Annotated in this window: 14 protein-coding genes; 10 read left to right on the plus strand and 4 right to left on the minus strand. The window is 69.8% G+C overall.

The window, feature by feature from the left end:
* The first annotated feature begins 160 nt into the window (after positions 1-160).
* The 10 genes from HNR30_RS25845 to HNR30_RS25890 all read left to right on the plus strand — a co-directional run bounded on the left by HNR30_RS25845 (position 161) and on the right by HNR30_RS25890 (position 15,016).
* A complete protein-coding gene (locus tag HNR30_RS25845) occupies positions 161-2,092 on the plus strand; it encodes a beta-galactosidase (RefSeq protein ID WP_312894641.1) in 1,932 nt (643 codons plus the stop codon).
* The gene (locus tag HNR30_RS25850) at positions 2,089-2,748 is read left to right on the plus strand and encodes a DUF1961 family protein (protein ID WP_181612597.1); all 660 of its coding nucleotides are present in this window, start codon (positions 2,089-2,091) and stop codon (positions 2,746-2,748) included. Before HNR30_RS25845 ends, HNR30_RS25850 begins: the two co-directional genes overlap by 4 nt.
* Positions 2,742-3,329 carry a YesL family protein gene (locus HNR30_RS25855; protein ID WP_312894642.1) on the plus strand — a complete coding sequence of 196 codons (588 nt, stop codon included), beginning with the start codon at positions 2,742-2,744 and terminating at the stop codon, positions 3,327-3,329. The genes HNR30_RS25850 and HNR30_RS25855 overlap by 7 nt, the downstream gene beginning before the upstream one ends.
* Complete coding sequence (locus HNR30_RS25860; protein ID WP_181612598.1) at positions 3,329-4,885, plus strand: extracellular solute-binding protein; 1,557 nt, start codon at positions 3,329-3,331, stop codon at positions 4,883-4,885. Before HNR30_RS25855 ends, HNR30_RS25860 begins: the two co-directional genes overlap by 1 nt.
* A gap of 60 nt (positions 4,886-4,945) precedes the next feature.
* Complete coding sequence (locus tag HNR30_RS25865) at positions 4,946-5,920, plus strand: ABC transporter permease (protein ID WP_181612599.1); 975 nt, start codon at positions 4,946-4,948, stop codon at positions 5,918-5,920.
* 2 nt (positions 5,921-5,922) lie between these two features.
* Entirely contained in the window at positions 5,923-6,789 is an 867-nt protein-coding gene (locus HNR30_RS25870) for a carbohydrate ABC transporter permease (RefSeq protein WP_181612600.1), read from the plus strand.
* A gap of 67 nt (positions 6,790-6,856) precedes the next feature.
* Positions 6,857-9,265 carry an exo-rhamnogalacturonan lyase family protein gene (locus HNR30_RS25875; protein ID WP_181612601.1) on the plus strand — a complete coding sequence of 803 codons (2,409 nt, stop codon included), beginning with the start codon at positions 6,857-6,859 and terminating at the stop codon, positions 9,263-9,265.
* Between the two features lie 32 nt (positions 9,266-9,297).
* On the plus strand, positions 9,298-11,949 hold the full coding sequence (locus HNR30_RS25880; RefSeq protein WP_220133987.1) for an exo-rhamnogalacturonan lyase family protein: 2,652 nt from the start codon (positions 9,298-9,300) through the stop codon (positions 11,947-11,949).
* Entirely contained in the window at positions 11,946-12,824 is an 879-nt protein-coding gene (locus HNR30_RS25885; protein ID WP_181612603.1) for a rhamnogalacturonan acetylesterase, read from the plus strand. The genes HNR30_RS25880 and HNR30_RS25885 overlap by 4 nt, the downstream gene beginning before the upstream one ends.
* Complete coding sequence (locus HNR30_RS25890; RefSeq protein WP_281389816.1) at positions 12,815-15,016, plus strand: rhamnogalacturonan lyase family protein; 2,202 nt, start codon at positions 12,815-12,817, stop codon at positions 15,014-15,016. Before HNR30_RS25885 ends, HNR30_RS25890 begins: the two co-directional genes overlap by 10 nt.
* Here HNR30_RS25890 and HNR30_RS25895 read toward each other — a convergent pair.
* From HNR30_RS25895 to arfA, 4 genes are read right to left on the minus strand one after another with little or no spacing between them, the layout of a single operon-like run.
* On the minus strand, positions 15,013-16,362 hold the full coding sequence (locus HNR30_RS25895) for a pyridoxal phosphate-dependent decarboxylase family protein (protein WP_181612604.1): 1,350 nt from the start codon (positions 16,360-16,362) through the stop codon (positions 15,013-15,015). The two genes, HNR30_RS25890 and HNR30_RS25895, sit on opposite strands and share 4 nt — an antisense overlap.
* Complete coding sequence (locus HNR30_RS25900; RefSeq protein WP_312894643.1) at positions 16,355-16,948, minus strand: helix-turn-helix domain-containing protein; 594 nt, start codon at positions 16,946-16,948, stop codon at positions 16,355-16,357. The genes HNR30_RS25895 and HNR30_RS25900 overlap by 8 nt, the downstream gene beginning before the upstream one ends.
* Before the next feature lie 37 nt (positions 16,949-16,985).
* On the minus strand, positions 16,986-21,137 hold the full coding sequence (locus tag HNR30_RS49460; RefSeq protein WP_181612605.1) for a rhamnogalacturonan lyase family protein: 4,152 nt from the start codon (positions 21,135-21,137) through the stop codon (positions 16,986-16,988).
* Between the two features lie 12 nt (positions 21,138-21,149).
* On the minus strand, positions 21,150-22,625 hold the full coding sequence (arfA, locus tag HNR30_RS25910; RefSeq protein WP_181612606.1) for an arabinosylfuranosidase ArfA: 1,476 nt from the start codon (positions 22,623-22,625) through the stop codon (positions 21,150-21,152).
* Positions 22,626-22,641 lie beyond the last annotated feature (16 nt).

Here is a 22,641-nt window from a genome sequence, read left to right on the forward strand (position 1 = left end):
ACACGCCTCAGCGTTATTGAAACGTTCTTCATCGACTTACACGCCCAGGACCTGCGGAAAGTTCCAAAGAGGCAACGAGGTCTTGTGCAACATGGAGAAGAACGTTTTAATCCCCCGTAACACCGATGTAGCGAAGTGTGTCGACGAGAGGAGACTGGGCGTGCTTGCCTACGGCGGCGACTGGAACCCCGAGCAGTGGCCCGAGGAGATCTGGTCGCAGGACGTCCGGCTGATGCGCGAGGCCGGCGTCAACCGCGTCAGCCTGGGCATCTTCGCCTGGTCGAAGCTGGAGCCGGCCGAGGGCGTCTACGACTTCGCCTGGTTCGACCGCTGCATGGACCTGCTCGCCGAGAACGGCATCCGGGCCAACCTGGCCACGCCGACCGCCGCTCCCCCGCCGTGGTTCGCCGCGACCTACCCGCAGGCGCTGCCGGTGGACGCCGACGGCAGGGTGCTCAGCCACGGCAGCCGTCAGGCGTTCTGCCCCAGCTCGCCGATCTATCGCGAGAAGGCGCTGAACATCGCGGAGAAGGTCGCCAGGCGTTATGCCGGGCACGAGGCGCTCGCGCTCTGGCACATCCACAACGAATACGGCTGCCACAACTCCCGCTGTTTCTGTGACACTTCCGCGGAAGCGTTCCGTAGTTGGCTCTGTGAACGTTACCAGAGCGTTGACCAGGTAAATCAGGCCTGGGGATCGGCTTTCTGGTCACAGCTTTACAGCGACTGGAGCCAGATCCTGCCGCCCCGCGCCACCCCCACGTTCACCAATCCCGCGCAGCAGCTCGACTTCCGCCGTTTCAGCTCCGACGCGCTGATCGAGCTCTACCGCGCCGAGCGCGACCTGCTCGCGAGCATCACCCCCGGCGTCCCGTTCAGCACCAACCTGATGCCCGGCATGCACTGGGAGATGGACCAGTTCGCGTTCGCCAGGGAGCTCGACGTCGTCTCCGCCGACCACTACCTGGTCGTCACCGACCCGGAGCCGCACATCCACCTGGCCTTCTCCGCCGACCTGGCCCGCTCGCTGAACGGCGGCCGCCCGTGGCTGTTGATGGAGCACTCCACCAGCGGCGTGAACTGGCAGGGCCACAACCGCTCCAAGCAGCCGGGCGAGATGATCCGCAACTCCGTGCAGCACCTGGCGCGCGGAGCCGACGGCATCATGTTCTTCCAGTGGCGCGCCTCGGCCTCCGGCGCCGAGAAGTGGCACTCGGCGATGGTGCCGCACGCCGGCACCGAGACCAAGATCTGGCGCGAGGTGGTCGAGCTCGGCGGCCTGCTCCACGACAACGCCGCCGTCGAGGGCAGCACGGTCGCCGCCGACGTCGCGATCCTCATGGACTACGCCAGCATCTGGGCGCAGGAGCACCCCGCGCAGCCTACGACCAAGCACAAGCCGATCGACGTGATCCGCGAGTGGTACGGCCAGTTGTGGAAGCTGGGCGTCACCGCCGACGTCGTGCACCCGTCGGCCGATCTCACGGGCTACAAGGCCGTCATCGTCCCAGCTCTGTACTCTGTGAACGATCACAGTCAGGCCAACCTGGAGCGCTTCGTCGAGCAGGGCGGTGTCACGCTCGTCGGGCCGTACTCCGGGATCGTCGACGAGCACGACCGCGTGCGCCTCGGCGGCTACCCGGGCGCCTGGCGCGACTTGCTGGGCATCACGGTCGAGGAGTTCTTCCCGCTCGACGGCGACATCCTGCTCGCGAGCGGCGCCACCGGCACGGTCTGGTCGCAGCTCACCCACCCGAGGGGCGCCAAGGTCCTCGACAGCTACGCCACCGGCGAGCCCGCGTGGACCCGCAACGTGTACGGCGAGGGCGTCGCCCACAGCCTCACCACGCTGCTCACGGGCGACGACCTCAAGCACGTGATCGCCGAGGTCTGCGCCGACGCGGGCGTCGCGACGAGTGACCACCCGGGTGTGGAGATCGTCCGGCGCGGTCACTCGGACGGCGGCGTCCACGTCTTCGCGATCAATCACACCGCCGAGGACGCCACGGTCCAGGGGGTGGGCACGGTCCCCGCAGGACGCGTTGTCATCGCCCATCAGGCAAGCGCTTTCCTCCAGGAGGTGGCGCCATGAGCACCCACGACGCCGCGACCCCCGCCGTGCCGTACGCCAACCCGCTGGCGGCCCCCGACGACGTCAAGGGCTTCGTGCTGGAGGGCGACGGCGCGATCACCTTCCCCCGCGGCCGGATGCGCCTGGAGAGCCTGCGCCCGCCCGAGGACGGCCAGGACGCCAACATCGTGCTCTGGTCACCCCACGATTTCCCCGCGGACGTGACGATCGAGTGGAACTTCTGGCCGGTCAACGAGCCCGGCCTGGCGATCCTGTTCTTCCACGCCCGCGGCAGGAACGGCGAGGACCTGTTCGACCTGGCTCCCCGCACCGGCCCCTACGAGCAGTACCACCACGGCGACCTGGACGCCTACCACGTGTCCTACTACCGTCGCATGTGGCCCTCCGAGCGCAGGCTGCACACCTGCAACCTGCGCAAGAGCCACGGCTTCCACCTCGTCGCCCAGGGTCCCGACCCGCTCCCGGCGGCGCTGGACGCGCAGGGCCCCTACGCGATGCGCCTGACCGTCAAGGACGGCGAGGTCGCCTTCTCGATCGACGGCCTGGAGAGCTTCCGCTGGAAGGACGACCGCCCCCTGCGGGGCGGGAAGATCGGTTTCCGCCAGATGGCTCCCCTGATCGGCGAGTACGCGGATCTGCGGGTGACGCCGTGCTGAAGCTCTACCGGGCCTTCGACGAGGTCTTCTGGACGGCCCGCCTGAACCTGCTGTGGCTGGTCTTCACCCTCATGGGCGGCATCGTGCTGGGCATCGGCCCGGCCACGGTCGCCGCCTACGGCCTGGCCAGGCGGCACATCCAGGGCAAGTCGACCACGGTCGGCGACTTCGCCGCCCTCTTCCGCAAGGAGTTCAGGCCGGGCTCCGTCCTGGTCCTGCCGATCGTCGTGGTCGTCACGCTGCTGATCGGCTACTACGAGTACTTCACCGGCCCGATGCGAACGCTCACCGGCATCGGCCTGCTCCTGGTGGCCGCCACGGCGTCCTACCTGCTGCCCATGTACGTCCACTACGACCTGAGGCCACGCGCCTACGTTCCCACGGCATCGCTGTTCGCGCTCACAAGGCCCGCGGCCACGATCCTGCTGCTGTTCATCCTCACGGCGGTGGTCTTCGCGACCGCATCGCTCCCCCTCCTGGCACCCCTGTTCACCGTGGGCGCCTGGATTCACCTCAACACCTGGCTCTGCCTGCGCTTCTTCGCCGAGAACGAAGCGCGCCTGCTTGCGAAAGGCATCTGATGAACCACTCCCCCCGCCGGCTGCTGGCCGGAATGTTGGCGCTCACAACCGTGCTCACCGCCGCCGCCTGTGGCAGCGAGGGCGAGGGCGGCGGCGAGGCCGCGAGCAACTCGCTGACCATGATGGTCCCCCTGTTCGGCACGGCGCCGAGCCCGCAGGGCGAGATCCACCAGGCGGTCGAGAAGCTCACCGGCAAGAAGCTCCAGATCACCTGGGTGCCGAACGCCGAGTACCCGGACAAGACCAACGTCACGCTGGCGTCGGGCAACATCCCGGACGTCATGGTCATCCAGGACAACAAGGGTGCCCAGTTCGTCAAGACCGCCGAGGCAGGCGCCTTCTGGGACCTGACCGACAAGCTGGACAAGTACCCGAACCTGAAGCCCAAGACCGAGCAGGGCCGGATCAACTCCCAGACCAACGGCAAGAACTACGGCGTCTACCGCGTGCGCCCGCTGCTGCGCTCCGCCGTCATGATCCGCAAGGACTGGCTGGAGAAGCTCGGCCTGCAGCCGCCGAAGACCACCGAGGACCTGTACACCATCGCCAAGGCCTTCACCGAGAAGGACCCCGACGGCAACGGCAAGAAGGACACCTACGGCCTGATCCTGCCGAAGTGGCCCTCCCCCAGCTTCTCCGCCTCCAGCCCGTACAACGCGATCGACGTCTGGTTCGGCGCCCCGAACAACTACGGCATGCGTGACGGCAAGCTGATCACCGAGTTCGACGCCCCCGAGTTCTGGGAGGCGCAGAAGTACATCAAGCGCTTCATCGACGAGGGCCTGGTCAACCCGGACTGGGCGACCCTCGACACGGCCAAGTGGAACGACCCGTTCGTGCAGGGCAAGGGCGGCATCTCGATCGACGTCAACGTCCGCACCGGCCAGCTCTACGACCTGTTCAAGGAGGTCGACCCGCAGGGCTACCAGAACAAGGTCACCATGGTCGGCAACCTGGCCCGCCCCGACGGCCAGAAGACCTCCCTGCCCTTCACCGGCTTCAACGGCATCATCACCGTCTCCAAGGCGCGCATCAAGACCGAGCAGCAGCTCGACGACGTCCTGAAGTTCCTGGACAAGCTCGCCTCCAAGGAGGGCTCGGTCCTGCTGACCAACGGCATCGAGGGCCGCAACTTCAAGGTCGAGAACGGCTTCGCCGTCAAGATCGACGACCAGAAGCCCGAGATGAAGACCATCAAGAACGACGTCGAGTCGGCCTTCATCCAGCTCGGTATGACCTCCAGCGTCGGTGTCGCGGGCGGGGCCTACGAGTGGATGCGTCCCACTCCCGAGGAGCAGGCCTGGCAGAAGGAGCGCGACGTGATCGCCGAGGAGGACCTGAAGACCGCGGTGCACGACCCGTCGCTGCCGCACATCTCCAAGACCGCCGTGGAGAAGGGCGCCACGCTCAACCCGATCCCGACCGACGCCCGGATCAAGCACCTCGCGGGCCAGCTCACCGACGACGAGCTCAAGGCCGAGTTCCAGCGCTGGCACACCTCCGGCGGCGACCAGATCATCGCCGAGCTCACCGAACTGATCGGCAAGACCAGCTGACGTCCCCGACGTGAGGGGGCCCGGACGCGTTCCGGGCCCCTCCCCCGAAAGGAGGCCGCTATGGCCACCGACCTGGCGCCGCCTCCGACCGAGGCGTCACGCAAGGCCAAGAAGCAGAAGGCGCCCAGGGTGCCGCTGGGAGCGGCGATCCTCCGCTACCGCTGGCTCTACCTGATGCTGCTGCCCGGCCTGGCGTACTTCGTGATCTTCAAGTACCTGCCGATGTACGGGCTCACCATCGCCTTCCAGGACTTCGTGCCGTTCCTGGGCTACTCCGGCAGCGAGTGGGTGGGGCTCAAGCACTTCGAGACGCTGTTCGCCGGCGGCGACTTCGGCATGCTGTTCAGCAACACGATGATCCTGGCGATGCTGATCTTCCTGATCGCCTTCCCCATGCCGATCATCGTCGCGCTCATGCTCAACGAGCTGCGCATCAACGTCGTCAAGCGTTCCGTCCAGTCGCTGATCTACATCCCGCACTTCCTGAGCTGGACCATCGTCGCCGGGCTCACCTACATCCTGTTCTCCGTCGACTTCGGGGTGATCGCCAACTGGATCCACTCGGTCGTCGGCGGCGGCAAGGTCGACTACGTCGCCCAGGCGGACTGGTTCCGGCCGATCATCATCCTGCAGACGGTCTGGAAGGGCACCGGCTGGGGCACGATCATCTACCTGGCCGCTCTGGCCAGCGTCAACACCGAGCTCTACGAGGCCGCCCGCATGGACGGCGCGGGACGCTGGCGGCAGTTCTGGCACGTCACGCTGCCCGCCATCCGCCCGACGATCGTGCTCATGGCGATCCTGCACTCCGGCCATCTGCTGGACCAGAGCTTCGAGCAGCTGTGGCTGCTGACCAACTCGCTCAACCGCGAGGTCGCCAACGTCTTCGACACCTACACGTACTACGTCGGCATCACCCAGGGCGGCTACAGCTACGCCACCGCGGTCGGCCTCTTCAAGGGCACCGTCGGCGTACTTCTGATCTTCGGATGCAACTGGCTGGCCAAGCGCCTCGGGCAGAGAGGGCTCTTCTAGCCATGAAGCAAACGTTCGGCAGCCGCGTCTTCGACGTCGTCAACACCGCCCTGCTCGTCGGCATGGGCCTCATCACCGTGCTGCCCCTGCTCTACGTGCTGGCGGGTTCCTTCGCCACCGAGTCGGAGATCGCGACCCGGCCCTTCTTCCTGTGGCCGGAACGTTTCACCACCGGCGTCTACGAGTACATCTTCGCCACGCCGACCTTCGTCAGGGCGCTGATCACCACCATCTTCGTGACCGCCGTCGGCACGCTGGTGCAGCTGGCGCTCACCCTGGTCATGGCCTATCCGCTGGCCAAGAAGGGCCTGCCGGGCCGCGGGGTCGTACTGAACATGATCATCTTCGCGATGGTCTTCAGCGGCGGCATGATCCCCACCTACCTGGTGGTGCGCGACCTGGGCCTGCTGGACAGCTACTGGGCGCTGATCCTGCCGCTCGCGATCAACCCCTTCTACCTGATCATCGTCAAGAGCTTCTTCCAGGAGCTGCCCGAGGCGCTGGAGGAGGCCGCCCGCATCGACGGCGCCAGCGAGCTCATGGTCTTCTGGCGGATCGTGCTCCCGCTGTCGAAGCCGGTCATCGCGACCTTCGCGCTCTTCTACGCGGTGGCCATCTGGAACGACTACATGTCGCCCCTGCTCTACATCACCGACAACACCAAGTGGACCCTGCAGGTCCTGGTCCGCCAGCTGACCAGCCCGGAGGCGGCCAACGCGCTGGCGACGGTGGACTCGGCCAACTTCTTCCCCGTCGAGGGCATCAAGTTCGCGGTCGTCGTGATCGCCACCGTGCCCATCCTGTGCTTCTACCCGTTCCTGCAGAAGCACTTCGCCAAGGGCGTCATGATCGGGTCGGTGAAGGAGTGACCGAGCTTGTCGAGGTCGCCAATAAGCACAGTGGCCTTGTCGTTATGGGCCTGACGAAGGAAGGCACATGACGACTGTTCTTCACTGGCTGGACGGCTCGCGTGGCCAGGGCACCTCCTGGGGTGTGCCCTGGCCGCGCGGGGCCCACCACCCCGGCACGCCGTTCTCCCTCGGCGAGGTCCCCGTGCAGAGCTGGGTCACCGCGACCTGGCCCGACGGGTCGATCAAGTGGTCGGGCCACGCCATCGGCCCGCAGGACGAGCCGGCCGAGACCTACGCGCTGGCGCCCGGCGAACCCGCCCTGCCCGAGCACCCGGTCACCGTCGACGGCCTGACCGTCCGCAGCGGCCCGGTCACCTGGCGGCTGTCCCGCGACACGCTGATCGAGTCGATCACGTACGGCTCCCGCGAGATCGTCCGCGACGTGCGCCTGGTCAGCGTCAAGGACGAGGAGACGGTCGCCACGGTCGAGCGGGTGACGGTCGAGCAGGACGGCCCGGTCCGCGCCGTGGTCAGGGTCGAGGGGCGTCACGGCGACTGGCTGCCGTTCTCCGTGCGGCTGTACTTCTACGCCGGCGCCCGCGACGTGCGCATCGTGCACACCTTCGTCTGGGACGGCGACCCCGAGCGCGACTTCCTCAGGGGCCTGGGGCTCAAGGCCGACGTGGTGATGCGCGACGAGCTGCACGACCGCCACATCCGCCTGGCGGGGCCGTCGGGCTTCCTCACCGAGTCCGTGCGCGGCCTCACGGGCCTGCGCCGCGACCCCGGCCAGGCCGTACGGCAGGCGCAGCTGACCGGTCGCCCGGCCGGCGAGATCCCCAACCCCGAGGTGGCCGGCAGGCTGCACCTGATCCCCGCCTGGAACGACTACACGCTCGACCAGAACAGCGCCGACGGCTTCCTGCTGCGCAAGCGCACCACGCGGGGCCGCGGCTGGGTGACGATCCCGGCCGGCACCCGCTCCCAGGGCTACGGCTACGTGGGCGGCGTCAGCGGCGGGCTCGGCTTCGGGCTGCGCGACTTCTGGAAGCTGCACCCCACCAGGCTCGACATCCGCAACGCCGCCACCGAGCTGGCGACGGCGGCGGTCTGGCTCCACTCGCCCAGCGCCCCGCCGCTCGACGTGCGGTTCTGGCACGACGGCATGGGCCAGGACACGCATGCCGAGCAGCTCGAAGGCCTGGAGATCACCTACGAGGACCACGAGCCGGGCTTCGGCGACGCCCACGGCATCGCCCGCACCCACGAGCTGTCCTTGCGGGTCTTCGAGGGCACGCCGCGGGAGCTCCCGCTGGAGCTCGCCCCGAGCCTGCTGGTCTGCACGCCCGAGCGCTACCACGAGGCAGGCGTCTTCGGCTCCTGGGCGCCCAGGGGCGACGACCCGGCGGAGGAGCGCCTGGACTTCCTCTTCGACTTCTACCGCGACCAGCAGGAACAGCGCCGCTGGTACGGGTTCTGGGACTACGGCGACGTCATGCACGCCTACGACGCCGACCGCCACACCTGGCGTTACGACGTCGGCGGCTACGCCTGGGACAACTCGGAACTGTCGCCTGACCTGTGGCTGTGGTACCAGTTTTTGCGTACCGGTCGGGAAAGCGTTTTCCGTTTTGCTGAGGCGATGACCCGCCACACCGGCGAGGTCGACGTCTACCACCTGGGCCGATGGAAGGGCCTGGGCTCCCGGCACAACGTGCAGCACTGGGGCTGCTCCTGCAAGCAGCTGCGCATCTCCAGCGCGATCTACCGGCGCTTCTTCTACTACCTGACCACCGACGAGCGCACCGGCGACCTGATGGACGAGCTGAGCGAGGACGCGGTGGCCGTCCTTGACCCTCTCCGGAAATATCGCGACATCGAGGAGCCCAGGATCGGGCTCGGCACCGACTGGGGCGCGCTGGCGGCCATGTGGCTGACCCGGTGGGAGCGCCACGGCGACACCGAGGCCCGCGACAGGCTGCTCGGCACGATGGCCGACATCGCCGGCATCGGCTTCCTGGTCGGCGAGGCCGCGCTGAAGGACGGCCGCCTTCACCAGACCACGGACGAGATCTCCGTCTCCCACCTGTCGGCGGTCTTCGGCCTGCCCGAGGTCTGCGCCGAGCTGATCGACCTGGAGCTCGGCGTGCCCGGCTTCGAGCAGGCCTGGCTCGACTACTGCCGCCTCTACCTGACCGCCGGGTTCGAGACCGTCTCGCTGATCCAGGCCCACAGCCGCCTGGCCGCCTACTACGCCCACCGCACCGGCGACCGGGAACTGGCCGACGTGGCCTGGCGCGCCTTCGAGGTCGGCGACGGCGACCGGCTCAACACCAACCCGCTCCAGGCCGAAGCCGACTGGAAACGCACCCGCGTCGACGGCGCGAACGTGCTCATGCCGGTCGACGAGGCCCCGTACATCTCCACCAACGACGCCGCCCAGTACTCCCTGGCGGCGATCCAACTCCTCGCCCTCATCCCCCGGAGGCCTTGATGGAAGTTTCCCGCCGCCAGGTGTTAGCCGGTATGGCAGCGACGCCCTTGATCTCGGTGGTCGGCAACACGCAGTCCGCGCAGGCGGCAGCCGTACCGGAAGTGAACCTGACCTGGCTGGAGGGCAAGCCGGGCACGGCGGCCGTCTCCACCTGGGGCACGCCGTGGCCCAAGGCCACGGTCACCAAGGAGCAGACCTTCGCCCTGTCCGACGGCACGCCGGTGCAGAGCTGGCCGATCGCCTACTGGCCCGACGGCTCGGTGAAATGGACCGCGCACGCGATCGCGCCCACCACGCCCGCCGAGTCCTACACCCTGGTCGCGGGCGCGGCCGCCGCGCCGGCGACGCCGGTGACGGTCAAGGACGAGAAGAACCACGTCGACGTCGACACCGGCGTCATCCGGGCCCGCATCCGCAAGAGCGGCTCCGAGCTGGTCAGCCAGGTCTGGCGCGGCGACGTGGAGATCGCGCGCAAGGGCCAGCTGGTCAACATCAAGCAGAACAAGATCGAGCACGACACGGTCGAGCGCGACGAGTTCCTGAGCAACGTCCAGAAGGTCGTGGTCGAGCAGTCGGGCCCGATCCGCGCCGTCGTCCGCGTCGAGGGCAAGCACCAGGACAAGAAGGGCAAGGCCTGGCTGCCCTTCACGGTCCGGCTGTACTTCTACGCGGGCGCGGAGAACTTCCGCATGGCGCACACCTTCGTCTACGACCGCGACGGGCAGGAGGACTTCATCGCCGGGCTCGGCGTGCGCTTCCGCGTGCCGATGCGCGATGCCTCCTACGACCGTCACGTGCGCTTCGTCGGCGACGGCCACGGCATGCTCTCCGAGGCGATCAAGGGCGTCACCGGCCTGCGCCGCGACCCCGGCGCCGCCGTACGGGCAGCCCAGATCGCCGGGCAGAAGCTGCCCGACCCCGCCACCTGGGACCAGCGGGTCACCACCCGCCTGCAGTACATCCCCGAATGGGGCGACTACACCCTCAGCCAGCTCTCCTCCGAGGGCTTCACGATCAGGAAGCGCACCAAGAAGGGCCAGGGCTGGATCTCCGTCGACCAGGGCAAGCGCGCCTCCGGCTTCGGCTACGTCGGCGGCGTCACCGGAGGACTCGGTTTCGGGCTCAACGACTTCTGGCAGCGCCACCCGGCCCAGCTCGACGTCAAGAACGCGCACACCGAGGAGGCCGAGGTCACCGTCTGGTTGTGGTCGCCCGAGGCCCAGCCGATGGACCTGCGCTTCTACCACGACGGCATGGGCCAGGACACCTACGAGGAGCAGTACAAGGGCGGCCTGGAGATCACCTACGAGGACTACGAGCCGGGCTTCGGCACGCCGTACGGCATCGCCAGGACCAACGACCTGACCTTCTGGGCCCTGGCCGCCACGCCGTCGGCCCAGGTGCTGGGAGCGATGGCCGACCAGGTCCGCACCCGCCCGCAGGTGATCAACTCGGTCGAGCACCTGGTGTCGGCGAAGGTCTTCGGCGGGCTGTTCTCGCCGGTCGACCGCGCCCACCCGGTCAAGAAGGTCATCGAGGACCACCTGGACTTCCAGTTCGACTTCTACCGCAAGCAGGTGGAGGAGCGGCACTGGTACGGGTTCTGGGACTACGGCGACATCATGCACACCTTCGACGAGGACCGTAAGGTCTGGCGCTACGACATCGGCGGCTACGCCTGGGACAACTCCGAGCTCTCCCCCGACCTGTGGCTCTGGTACGCGTTCCTGCGCAGCGGCCGGGCCGACATCTTCCGCTTCGCCGAGGCCATGACCCGCCACACCGGCGAGGTCGACGTCTACCACCTCGGCCCGTGGGCGGGCCTGGGCACCCGGCACGGCGTGCAGCACTGGGCCGACAGCGCCAAGCAGCAGCGCATCTCGACGGCGAGCTACCGGCGCTTCTACTACTTCCTCACCGCCGACGAGCGCACCGGCGACCTGCTGTCGGAACTGGCCGAGTCGGAGAAGACCTTCCTGGTGCTCGACCCGATCCGCAAGATCCGCACCGAGCCGTACACGCCGAACCCCAACGCGCTGTCGATCGGCTTCGGCACCGACTGGTCGGGCCTGGCCGCCGCCTGGCTCGCCGAGTGGGAACGCCAGGGGCCCAAGGCCGAGGCCTGCCACACCAAGCTGCGCGGCACCATGGAGACCATCGGCGGCCAGCCGAACGGTTTCGTCCAGGGCAGCGGCCTGTACGACCTCGACACCGGCAGGTTCGCCATCGCCCCGGCGCCCGCCGTGAGCGTCTCGCACCTGTCGGCCATGTTCGGCCTGGTGGAGATGTGCGCCGAGCTCATCGACCTGATCGACGTGCCCGCGTTCAAGTCGGCCTGGCTCGACTACTGCAAGTACTACAACGGCACCAGGGCCGAGCAGACCGCCAGGTACGGCGCGCACTTCGGCAACGTCAGCCTCAAGCAGGGCCATGCCAGGCTCGACGCCTACGCGGCGGTCCACCTCAAGGACGACGCCCTGGCCGCGCGCGCCTGGCAGAAGTTCATGACGGTCGACAACGTCTGGGAGTACGCCCACAACGGCAACTGGACGACCACGAAGGTGGACAGCACACTCAACCCGTCCACGAGCGCGCCGTGGATCTCCACCAACTCCACCGCGCTGTTCGGCCTGTCGGCCATCCAGAACCTGGCCCTCGTCGGGGACAAGATCCCCAGCGCATGATCACCCGCTCGTTCGACCTGCCGCCCGGCCACTACGACGTCACCGTACGGCTGGGCGGCGGGTCGGCCGTCTTCGCCCAGGCCCGCCGCCTCATGGTCGCCCCGTGCCACGAGGCGGGCACGCACGCCTTCACGGTCAACGTGCGACATCCGGAGGGCCAGCAGAACGCCTTCCACGGGTACGGCAGGCACGGGTTGCACCTGGCCTTCAGCGGCTCCTTCTCGGAGCTGGAGGTCGCTCCGGCCGCCGAGCACGTGCGGCTGTTCCTGGCCGGCGACTCCACCGTCACCGACCAGGAGCACGCGCCCTTCACCGGCTGGGGCCAGCGCCTGACCCGCCACTTCGGCCGGGGCGTGTCGGTGGTCAACCACTCGGGCTCCGGCGAGAACGCGGCGAGCTTCCTGGCCAAGCCCGAACTGTGGGCGGCGATGGAGCCCCAGCTGCGGCCGGGCGACGTCGTGCTGGTGCAGTTCGGCCACAACGACAAGCGCACGACCGCCCAGAGCTTCCGCGCGAGCCTCACCGAGATCGTGCGGAACGTCCGGGACCGCGGCGCCACCCCGGTCCTAATCACCCCGATGGTCCGCCGCGGGCTGGGCCCCGCCGGCCTGCACGTCAACGAGGCCGGCGCCGACCTGCCCGCGGTCACGCGGGACGTCGGGGAACGCCTGATCGACCTCACCCGGCTCAGCCGCGAGCTGGTCGAGGAGCTCGGGCCCGACAAGTCTCAGGACCTGTATCTCACCCGAGAGGAGGCAGACGACACGCACACCTCCGACTACGGCGCGACGGTCTTCGCGGACCTGGTCGCGGCCGAGTTGCGCTCGCTCGACCTGATGGAAACCCCCCACTGGAAGGTCTCGCCTTGCGATTAGCAGCAGCTCTCATCCTGACCCTGGCCCTGGTGGCCGCACCCGCCTCGGCGGCCACCACCCGATACGAAGCCGAACAGGCCGCCTGCGACGGCACCATCGACTCCAACCACGCGGGCTTCTCCGGCACCGGCTTCTGCAACGCCGCCAACGCCGTCGGCTCCGGCGTGACGTTCACGGTGAACGCCGCCTCGGCCGGCGCCGCGACCCTCACCTTCCGCCACGCCAACGGCGGCACCGCCGGCCGCCCGGCCGACATCGTCGTCAACGGCTCCACCACGCAGGCGGCCGGCGCCTTCGACCCCACCGGCGCCTGGACCACCTGGGTCTCCAAGTCGGTGACCGCCAACCTCAACGCGGGCTCCAACACCGTCAGGCTCAGCCCCACCACCGCCAACGGCCTGGCCAACATCGACTACCTGGAGGTCACCGACGGCGGCTCGCCGCAGACCGGCCGCCAGGCGGAGGACCTCAACCGGGGCCTGGTCAGCGTGCGCTCGGGCAGCGCCAACCTGGTCTCCTGGCGCCTGCTCGGCACCGACCCGGTGGGCGTCACCTTCAACCTCTACCGGGGCTCCACCTTCGTCGCGGGCGTCTCCGGCTCGACCAACTACCTGGACTCGGGCGCCGCGTCCGACGCCTCCTACACCGTGCGCCCGGTGGTCAACGGGTCGGAGCAGGCCGCCTCCGAGTCCTCGCTGCGCTTCACCGGCGGCTCCTACCTGGACGTGCCGATCCAGGTGCCGTCAGGGGGCACCACCCCCGACGGCGTCGCCTACACCTACAGCGCCAACGACGCCAGCGTCGGCGACCTCGACGGCGACGGCCAGCTGGAGATCGTGCTGAAGTGGGATCCGTCCAACGCCAAGGACAACTCCCAGGCCGGCTACACCGGCAACGTCTACGTCGACGCCTACCGGCTCAACGGCACCCGCCTGTGGCGCATCGACCTGGGGCGCAACATCCGGGCGGGCGCGCACTACACCCAGTTCCAGGTCTACGACTACGACGGCGACGGCCGCGCCGAGGTGGCCATGAAGACCGCCGACGCCACCGTCTCCGGCACCGGTCAGGTCATCGGCAGCTCGTCGGCCGACCACCGCAACTCCTCCGGCTACGTCCTGGCCGGTCCCGAGTACCTGACCATGTTCAACGGCCTGACCGGCGCGGTCCTGTCGACGGTGAACTACGACCCGCCGCGCGGCACCGTCTCCTCCTGGGGCGACAACTACGGCAACCGCGTCGACCGTTTCCTGGCCGGGACCGCCTACCTCGACGGCGAGCGCCCGTCGCTGATCATGTCCCGCGGCTACTACACCCGCACCGTGATCGCCGCCTGGGACTTCCGCAACGGGACGCTGACCAAGCGCTGGACCTTCGACTCCAACTCCGCGGGCAGCGCCTACACCGGGCAGGGCGCCCACTCCCTGTCCATCGCCGACCTCGACCAGGACGGCAGGGACGAGATCGCCTTCGGCGCCATGGCCGTCAACGACAACGGCTCGGCGTTGTGGAACACCGGCAACGGCCACGGCGACGCCCTCCACGTCGGCGACTTCAACCCCGGCCGCTCCGGCCTGGAGTACTTCATGACGTCGGAGAACACCTCGGGCGTCGACTCCTGGATGGCCGACGCCCGCACCGGCTCGATCCTGTGGTCGGTCAGCGGCTGCGCCTGCGACAACGGCCGCGGCGTGGCGGGCGATGTCTGGGCGGGCAGCGCGGGCGGCGAGGCCTGGTCGGCGTCCGACACGGTGCTGCGCAGCGCCACCGGCGGCTCGCTCGGCCGCGAACCGTCGTCGATCAACTTCCTCGCCTGGTGGGACGGCGACCCGGTGCGCGAGCTCGTCGACCAGACCAGGATCGACAAGTACGGCACCGGCTCCGACGCCAGGCTCCTGACCGCCTCGGGGGTGCACTCCAACAACGGCACCAAGGCGACGCCGTCGTTGTCGGGCGACATCCTGGGCGACTGGCGCGAGGAGGTCGTGTGGCCGCTGAGCGACAACACGGCGTTGCGGATCCACGCGACGACGAACGTCACCGACCGCGCCATCCACACCCTGCTCCACGACACCCAGTACCGGGTTGCCCTGGCCTGGCAGAACACCGCCTACAACCAGCCGCCGCACCCGAGCTTCTTCCTGGGTGACGGCATGTCGGCCCCGCCGAGGCCCGCGATCTACGTGCGCTAGAGCTCCTTGGCGGCCAGGCGGATCTCGTCGAGCAGGATGGCGAGGTCCGCCTCGGTCGTCTCCGGGTGCAGGATGCACGCCCGCAGCGCCGCCAGCCCGCCCAGCCGGGTGCCGGTGATGAACGCCCGGCCCCTGCGCTGCACGGCGGCGGGAAGTCCTGGCAGGTCGGCCGGGGTGTAGCGGAAGGCGACGATGGAAGTCGTCACGGGGGCCATCAGCTCGAAGTCGCCGGACTCCTCGACCATCCCGGCCAGGGTCCTGGCCAGGCCGGTGGTGCGGCGCACCAGCTCGACCACGCCGGCGCGGCCGCGGTGGGCGATCGTGGCCCACACGCGCAGGGCCCTGAACGGGCGGGTCTGCTCGATGCCGTACTCCGAGAACCAGCCCAGCGGGTCGCCCTCGTCGTCGCGCAGGTACGGCGGGACGAGGCTGAAGGTGTCACGCACCAAGGCGGGGTCGCGGAAGAGCACGCAGCCGCAGTCGACCGGGACGCCGAGCCACTTGTGCGGGTCGAGGGCCAGGGAGTCGGCCTCGGCCATGCCCTCGAAGACCGGGTCGCCGGTCACGGCCGCCAGCGCTCCGTAGGCGCCGTCGACGTGGAACCACAGGCCGTGCTCGCGGGCGACGGCGGCGATCTCGGCGAGGGGGTCGACGGCGCCGGTGTTGACCGTGCCGGCGCTGGCCGCCACCAGGAAGGGACGGGCTCCGTCCGCCAGGTCGCGCTCGATCCGGGCGCGCAGGGCCGCCGGGTCCATGCGGTAGGCGGCGTCGACGGGGACCACGTGGAGGTTGGCGCTTCCCAGGCCCAGCAGCTCGGCGGCCTTGCGCAGGCAGCTGTGGCCCTCCTCCGACAGGTACATCACCAGGGGCGCCCGGCCGTACAGCCCGTTCTCGCGCACGTCCGGCAGGGCGCGGCGGCGGGCGGCGGACAGCGCGACGATGGTCGCCATGGACGCACCGCTGGTCAGCAGCCCTCCGCCGGGCGGGTGCGGGAAGCCGACGAGCTCGGCCAGCCAGCGTACGGCGGTGCGTTCCAGCAGCACGCCCGCCTGGTCACCACCGGCGGTGCTGGGGTTGAAGGCGGCGGCGAGGGGAGCCACGGCGACCCCGGCCTGGGAAGGCGGGGAGTTGACCCAGCCGAAGAAGCGGGGATGGCCGTTGCCCATGGGGTGCGGCAGCACGAACTCGCCGATGTCGTCGAGCAGGCGGGCCAGGGGCCGGCCGCGGTCGGGCATCTCCTGCTCGGTCAGCCAGGTGCGGTCGGGCACGGGCCGCCACACGGGCCGGTCGGGCACCCGCTCCAGGTAGGCCGAGGCCATGCGGGCCGCGCGCTCGAACTCATCCATCGTGTCGCACTCCCAGTTCCATGGCCAGGTAGAAGACGCAGTCGCCGGTCTCCAGGTCGTTGGCGAAGGCGTGCAGCCGGTCGCCCGGGAAGTAGGCGGCGTCGCCTTCCTCCAGCACGTGGGGGCGGCCGGCGTCGAGGGTCAGGCGCAGGCGGCCCCGCTCGACGGCGACGTACTCGCGCGAACCCGGGGCGTGCGGGTCGAACGTCCCGGCGTCGACGCCCGGTCCGAGGGTGGTGCGCATGAACTCGAACTCGACGCCGGGCAGCACGGGCGACAGGATGCGCCGCTCCCAGCCCGAGGGGTCGCGCACCACCCGCTGGCTGTCGCGGGTGAGCAGGACCACCTCGGGACGGGCGGGGTCGTCCAGCAGCCTGGCGATGGAGGTGCCGAGGGCGGTGGCCAGCCGGTCGAGCACGAGGACGCTCGGCGTCTTGGCTCCGCGCTCGATGTCGGAGACCATGCTCCGGCTGACGCCGCTCAGCTCGGCCAGCCGTTCGAGCGCCAGGCCGCGGGCCCGGCGCTCGGCACGGACCCGCGCTCCCAGCTCGGCCATTGACAGGCCGCTGGACAGGACGTTTTCCACAAAAGTCCACTATAGCGGCGCTGATTCCGCTATAGCGTCACCGGGTGTATTCGATCCGGGGCCCGGCCGGGGCGCTCATCCCCTCTCCGATGAAGAACCCGGTGTGCGGCGGCTGGTTGTAGCCCACGTTCTGCCACGCCACCCCGAGCCGGTAGACCGGGTCGTGCATCAGTGTGTGGATCCGCGTCGCGGTCGGGTCGACGGTGGTGAACAGCCGCAGGAAGGTGCTGTCGGCCCCGCGCCAGACGATCTCCTCGCGCCAGTCGCCGAACAGGTCGGCCTGGAGGGCGGGCGTGCCCTTGGTGCCGTTGTTCGACAGCGTGCCCTCCGCCCTGACCAGCGGCGTGGCCGTACCGGTGAGGTGGTCCCACTTGCTGATCGTGCCCACGCCCTTGGCGCCGTCCCAGTCGTGGTCGACGATCTCGCGCAGCGGGTCGCCGTCCCACCAGGCCAGGAAGTTGGCCGCCGGGATGGCGCTGCCGATGAGCTCGCCCGCGGCCGAGCGGAGCTGGCCTTCGCGGGAGTTCCACTCGCCGGTGGTGACGACCGCCCAGCCCTCGGCCCCCGCGTGGCGGGGGTCGATGTCGCCGGAGGCGGCGCGGCCGGTGTCCTTCGTCGCGGGCAGCGACCAGAGCACCTCGCCGGTCGCGGCGTCGCGGAAGGTGGCGCCGCGGTTGCCGCTGGAGCCCATGTCCTCGTGGGCGGCGAAGACCTCGAGGCCGGGACGTGCCGGGTCGAGGTCGCCGGCGTGGAGCGCGTCGCCATGGCCCAGCCCGGTGGTGTACAGGCCCTCGCCGTCGTCGTCGACGGTCATCGAGCCGAATACGATCTCGTCCTTCTGGTCGCCGTCCACGTCGGCCACCGAGAGGTTGTGGTTGCCCTGGCCCGCGTAACCGGGGACGTCGCTGGAGTCGAAGACCCATCGCCGCTTCAGCTCGGAGCCGTCGAAGTCCCAGGCGCCCAGGACCGTGCGGGTGTAGTAGCCGCGGCTGAAGATCGCCGTGGGGTGCTCGCCGTCGAGGTAGGCGACCCCGGCCAGGAAGCGGTCCACGCGGTTGCCGTAGGCGTCGCCCCAGGCCGCGACGTCGCCGCGGGCGGGCACGTAGTCGACGGTGTCGAGCACCTTGCCGGTCGTGCCCTCGAAGACGCTCAGGTGTTCGGGGCCGGACAGCACGTAGCCGGAGGAGTTGCGGTGGTCGCGGCTGGGGTTGCCGATGACCGTGCCCGCGCCGTCGACGGTGCCGTCGGCGGTCTTCAGCATGACCTCGGCCCGGCCGTCGCTGTTCAGGTCGTAGACGACGAGCTGGGTGTAGTGGGCGCCGGCCCTGATGTTCTTGCCCATCGAGATGCGCCACAGCCGCTCGCCGGTCAGCCGGTAGGCGTCGACGAAGACGTTGCCGGTATAGCCGGCCTGGGAGTTGTCCTTGGCGTTGGACGGGTCCCACTTCAGGATCAGCTCGTAGACGCCGTCGCCGTCGAGGTCGCCCACCGAGGCGTCGCCGGCCACGTAGGTGTGGGGCTGGCCGTCGCGGGTGTAGTCGTCGGCGGGTTTGTCGAGCGGGATGTCGAGATACGGGTGGCTCCAGACGCCGAACTCGCGCCCGTCGCCGATCCGGTACTTCGAGGCGGCCGTTCCCAGCGGGTCGACGTAGTTGGTGGCCCCGCGCACCTCGGCGACGCGCCGCCCGTCGCGGTAGATCGCGAACGTCTCGTCCTCGTCGTCCCTGCCGAGCAGCCGCCAGCCGAGGTAGACGCCCTGCGCGGTCCGGACGGCGACCGGGGCCCGGTCGAGGCGCTCCATCTGCCGCCTCAGGGTGGTCCGCGCCGGACTGGCCACGACGGCCGAGGCCGCCGACTCGCCGCCCCGGTTGACCGCGGCGACCTTGTAGTGGAAGGGCACCGTGGTCAGCACGCCGGAGTCGGTGAGCTCGGGCCCGGTCACCGACGCGATCTTCTCGTACGGCCCCGCCTGCTTCTCGGCGCGGAAGACGCGGTACAGCAGCGCGCCCTCCACCGGCCGCCAGCGCAGGTCGACGCTGGTCTTGGCGACCCTGCCCACTCTCACCCGCTCAGGAGTGGCAGGCGGCGTGACGGCCGGGTCGACGGCCGAGACGTTCACCGCGGGCGAGGGCACCGACTCGGCCCCGGTGGGGTCGACGCCGGTGACGGTGTAGGAGTAGACGGCGCCGATCTCGGCCTTGTCGTCGGTGTAGGAGGTCTGGGCGGTGCTGCCGACCTTCTCGCCGTCGCGGTAGACCGTGTAGGTCGCGGCGCCCTCGGTCGCGCTCCAGGACAGCGGCACCGTGACCGAGGTGCCGTCGAAGGTGAGCTCCCCGGCCGCCAGGCCCGCCGGCGCCGTAAGCACCGGGGTGATCTCCAGGCCGTTGAGGTGGCCGGTCTGGCCGGTGATGACCACGTTGAGCTGGCCGTCGAGCACCCTGACGCCGGTGAACGACCGGGTGGCGACGGCCCTGCTCGCGTTCACCGCGACGGCCGCGGCCCCCTCGACCGAGACGTTGGTGCGCGAGCTGCCGATCAGGTCGCCCGCGTGGACCTTCACCCCGTACAGGCCGTTGGGCAGGTCCTGGCGGAACTCGTAGGTGCCGCCGAAGTAGGCCACGAAGTCGCGGCCCAGGTCGTCGAGGCCGGCGCCGCGGTCACGGTCGATCATGTTGGCCGAGTCGACCAGGCCGTAGCCGAGCTCCTTGGTGTAGATCGTGGCCCTGGTCACCTGGGTGTAGCCCGCCATGACGGGGGCGGTGGCGGGGCCGAAGTCGTAGCGGTGCAGCGCCCTGCGCGTGGTGATCGCGAGCGGGTCCGAGGCCGCCGAGTCGCCCCTGCCGTTCACCGCGACGACGGTGAGCTGGTAGGTCGTGCCCTCCGCCAGGCCCGACAGCTCGGCCTGGGCGATGGTGGAGGTGGTGGCCAGGGCGCCGTCACGGTAGACCTTGTAGATGTCGGCGCCCTCGACGGCGGTCCACTTGAGCAGGGCTCCGGCGTTGGAGATGCCGCCCGCGACCAGTCCGGCGGGCTTGGCCGGCACCTCGGCGGGCACCTCGATCTCCTTGACCAGGGCCGACAGGCCGAGGCCGAGCTCCTTGACCCCGGTGGCGACCAGGCGGGCCATCTGGATGGCGCCGTACTCCTGGAAGTGGGTGTTGTCGGCCGCGCCGCCCCACCAGGCCGGATAGACGCCCGCCGGGACGTGCAGGAAGACGGACCTGGCCGTGTCGGGGCCGATGGAGTTCAGGTAGTCGCGGCTGCGCTTGGACAGGTCGACGAGGGCGACGTTCTCCTCGGCGGCCAGTTCCTTCATCTTGGCGACGTATTCGGGGAACGACTCGTTGAAGACCGTTCCCGTCACGTCCAGCCGGTTGACCGGGGTGACCAGGATCGGGGTCGCGCCGCGCTGGCGGGCTCCGTCGACGTAGAGGCGCAGGTACTCCTTGTAGTCGGCGGGAGAGGCGTAGCGGTCGGGCACGCCGGCCGTCGCGTCGTTGTGGCCGAACTGGACCATGAAGTAGTCGCCCGGCCTGATGGCGCGCAGGATCTCGTCCAGGCGGCCCTGGGTGAGGAAGTTCTTGGAGCTGCGCCCGCCGATCGCCCGGTTGTCGAAGGCGACGGCCGTGCCGAAGAAGCCGTCGATCATCTGGCCCCAGCCGGCCTCCGGCGCCCAGTACGGGTCGTAGGTCTGCACGGTGGAGTCGCCCGCGATGTAGACGGTCGGCAGGGTCCCGGCGGTGCGGGCGGGCTGCCTGGTGACGACCAGCGAGTCGATCTTGGGGGCGGTGCCGGAGAAGGCGAAGTCCATGCGGCCGTCGACGAGCGCGACGGAGAACGACATCTCCAGGAACTCTCCCGCGCCCTTGGCGGTCTGCTGGACCTTGGCCACGGACTCGACGCCGACCGCGATGTCGGTCGCGCCCGCCGCGTCGCCCGCCTTGAGGTCGACGGTGTAGTCGCCGTCGGGAAGCTCCAGGCTGAAGGTGGCGCCGGCGGCGTTGACGAAAGCCGAGCCCTCAGGGGTCGCCTCCGTCGGCAGGACGGTGAAGCCCACGCCGTCGGCGAAGGCGGTCGTGGGGGTGATCCGGCCGGTGGAGCCGAAGTCGTAGGTCTGGCCGTCGGCCTGGGCCGGAGCGGCGACCAGCGCTGTTAGCGTTAACAGCAGAGCGGCGAGTGCTCGTTTCACGGGGGTTACCTTCTAGGACAGGTGCAGGACGTTCCAGGACAGCGGGGGCAGCACGGCGGTCAGCCTGCCGCCGTCGATCGCCGCGCCGGTCACCTCGTAGGGACGGACGCGGTCGGGGTGCTCGCGGGTGTTGGTGGCGAACCGGTCGGCGTCGGCCAGCACCTCGTGGCTCACGACGCGGGCGGCCTCGATACCGCGCACGTCGATCTGGAGCTCCATCGGCTCGGTGAGCGAGCGGTTGACGGCGAACACGGTGGTGCGCTCGTCGTTACGGACGGCGGTGGCGTGGAGCAACGCCGCCTCGCCGTACCCCTTGGTCTCCGCGACGGGGCTGACCGGCTCCACGCGCAGCACCTCGCCGTGGCCGTACCTGGCGGCCTGGGCGAAGGGGTGGAAGATGGTCTGGCGCCAGGCGGGGCCGCCCGGCTCGGTGAAGATCGGGGCGATCACGTTGACGAGCTGCGCCTGGCTGGCGGCGCGCACCCGGTCGCTCTGGCGCAGCAGGCCGATCAGCATGCTGCCGACGGCCACCGCGTCGGTGACGTTGTAGACGTTCTCCAGGATGCGCGGCGCCTTCTCCCAGGTGTCGTTGCCGGGGCCGGCGTACCAGACGTTCCACTCGTCAAACGACAACATGATCCGCTTGCGGGCCTTGCGCCTGGCGCGCACGTGGTCGGCGGTGGCCACGACGTCCTGGACGAAGTCCTCCATGGCGCTGCCGGCGGCCAGGAAGGTCGCCGGGTCGCCGTGCTCCTCGCGGTAGTAGGCGTGCAGCGAGATGTAGTCGACCTCGTCGTAGGCCGCCTCCAGCACGGTCGACTCCCAGGCCGCGAACGTCGGCATCTCGTGGTTGGAACTGCCGCACAGCACGAGTTCGAGATTCGGGTCGATCATGCGCATCGCGTGCGCGGTCTGCTGCGCCAGCGATCCGTACTCCGCCGCGCTCTTGTGGCCGGTCTGCCACGGGCCGTCCATCTCGTTGCCCAGGCACCACATGCGGATGCCGTACGGCTCGGCGTCGCCGTGCTCGATCCGCAGGTCGCTCAGGGCGGTGCCGCCGGGGTGGTTGGCGTACTCCAGCAGGTCGCACGCCTCCTGGACCCCGCGGGTGCCGAGGTTGACGGCCATCATCGGCTCGACGCCCGCCTTTGTGGCCCAGGCGGCGAACTCGCCCAGGCCGAAGGCGTTGGTCTCGATGGAGCGCCAGGCGGGGTCCAGCCGGGCCGGCCGGTGCGGGCCCACCCCGTCCTCCCAGCGGTAACCGGAGACGAAGTTGCCGCCGGGATAGCGGACCGTCGTCACCCCCAGCTCGCGGGTCAGCTCCAGCACGTCGGTCCTGAAGCCGCGCGCGTCGGCCCGCGGGTGACCGGGCTCGTAGATGCCCGAGTAGACGCACCTGCCCAGGTGCTCGACGAACGAGCCGAACAGGCGGCGGTCGAGTTCCCCGATGGAGAAGGCGGGATCGAGGGTGAACGAGGCGCGCAGCATGCGGATGATTAAAACG

The sequence above is a fragment of the Nonomuraea soli genome (assembly GCF_013761175.1).
Taxonomy (GTDB): Bacteria; Actinomycetota; Actinomycetes; order Streptosporangiales; family Streptosporangiaceae; genus Nonomuraea; species Nonomuraea soli.

Coding starts and splice junctions, on each gene's coding strand:
- HNR30_RS25870 (WP_181612600.1), top strand. CDS start 5,923: ATGAAGCAAACGTTCGGCAGCCGCGTCTTCGACGTCGTCAACACCGCC.
- HNR30_RS25850 (WP_181612597.1), top strand. CDS start 2,089: ATGAGCACCCACGACGCCGCGACCCCCGCCGTGCCGTACGCCAACCCG.
- HNR30_RS25880 (WP_220133987.1), top strand. CDS start 9,298: ATGGCAGCGACGCCCTTGATCTCGGTGGTCGGCAACACGCAGTCCGCG.
- arfA (WP_181612606.1), bottom strand. CDS start 22,625: ATGCTGCGCGCCTCGTTCACCCTCGATCCCGCCTTCTCCATCGGGGAA.
- HNR30_RS25865 (WP_181612599.1), top strand. CDS start 4,946: ATGGCCACCGACCTGGCGCCGCCTCCGACCGAGGCGTCACGCAAGGCC.
- HNR30_RS25895 (WP_181612604.1), bottom strand. CDS start 16,362: ATGGATGAGTTCGAGCGCGCGGCCCGCATGGCCTCGGCCTACCTGGAG.
- HNR30_RS25875 (WP_181612601.1), top strand. CDS start 6,857: ATGACGACTGTTCTTCACTGGCTGGACGGCTCGCGTGGCCAGGGCACC.
- HNR30_RS25860 (WP_181612598.1), top strand. CDS start 3,329: ATGAACCACTCCCCCCGCCGGCTGCTGGCCGGAATGTTGGCGCTCACA.
- HNR30_RS25885 (WP_181612603.1), top strand. CDS start 11,946: ATGATCACCCGCTCGTTCGACCTGCCGCCCGGCCACTACGACGTCACC.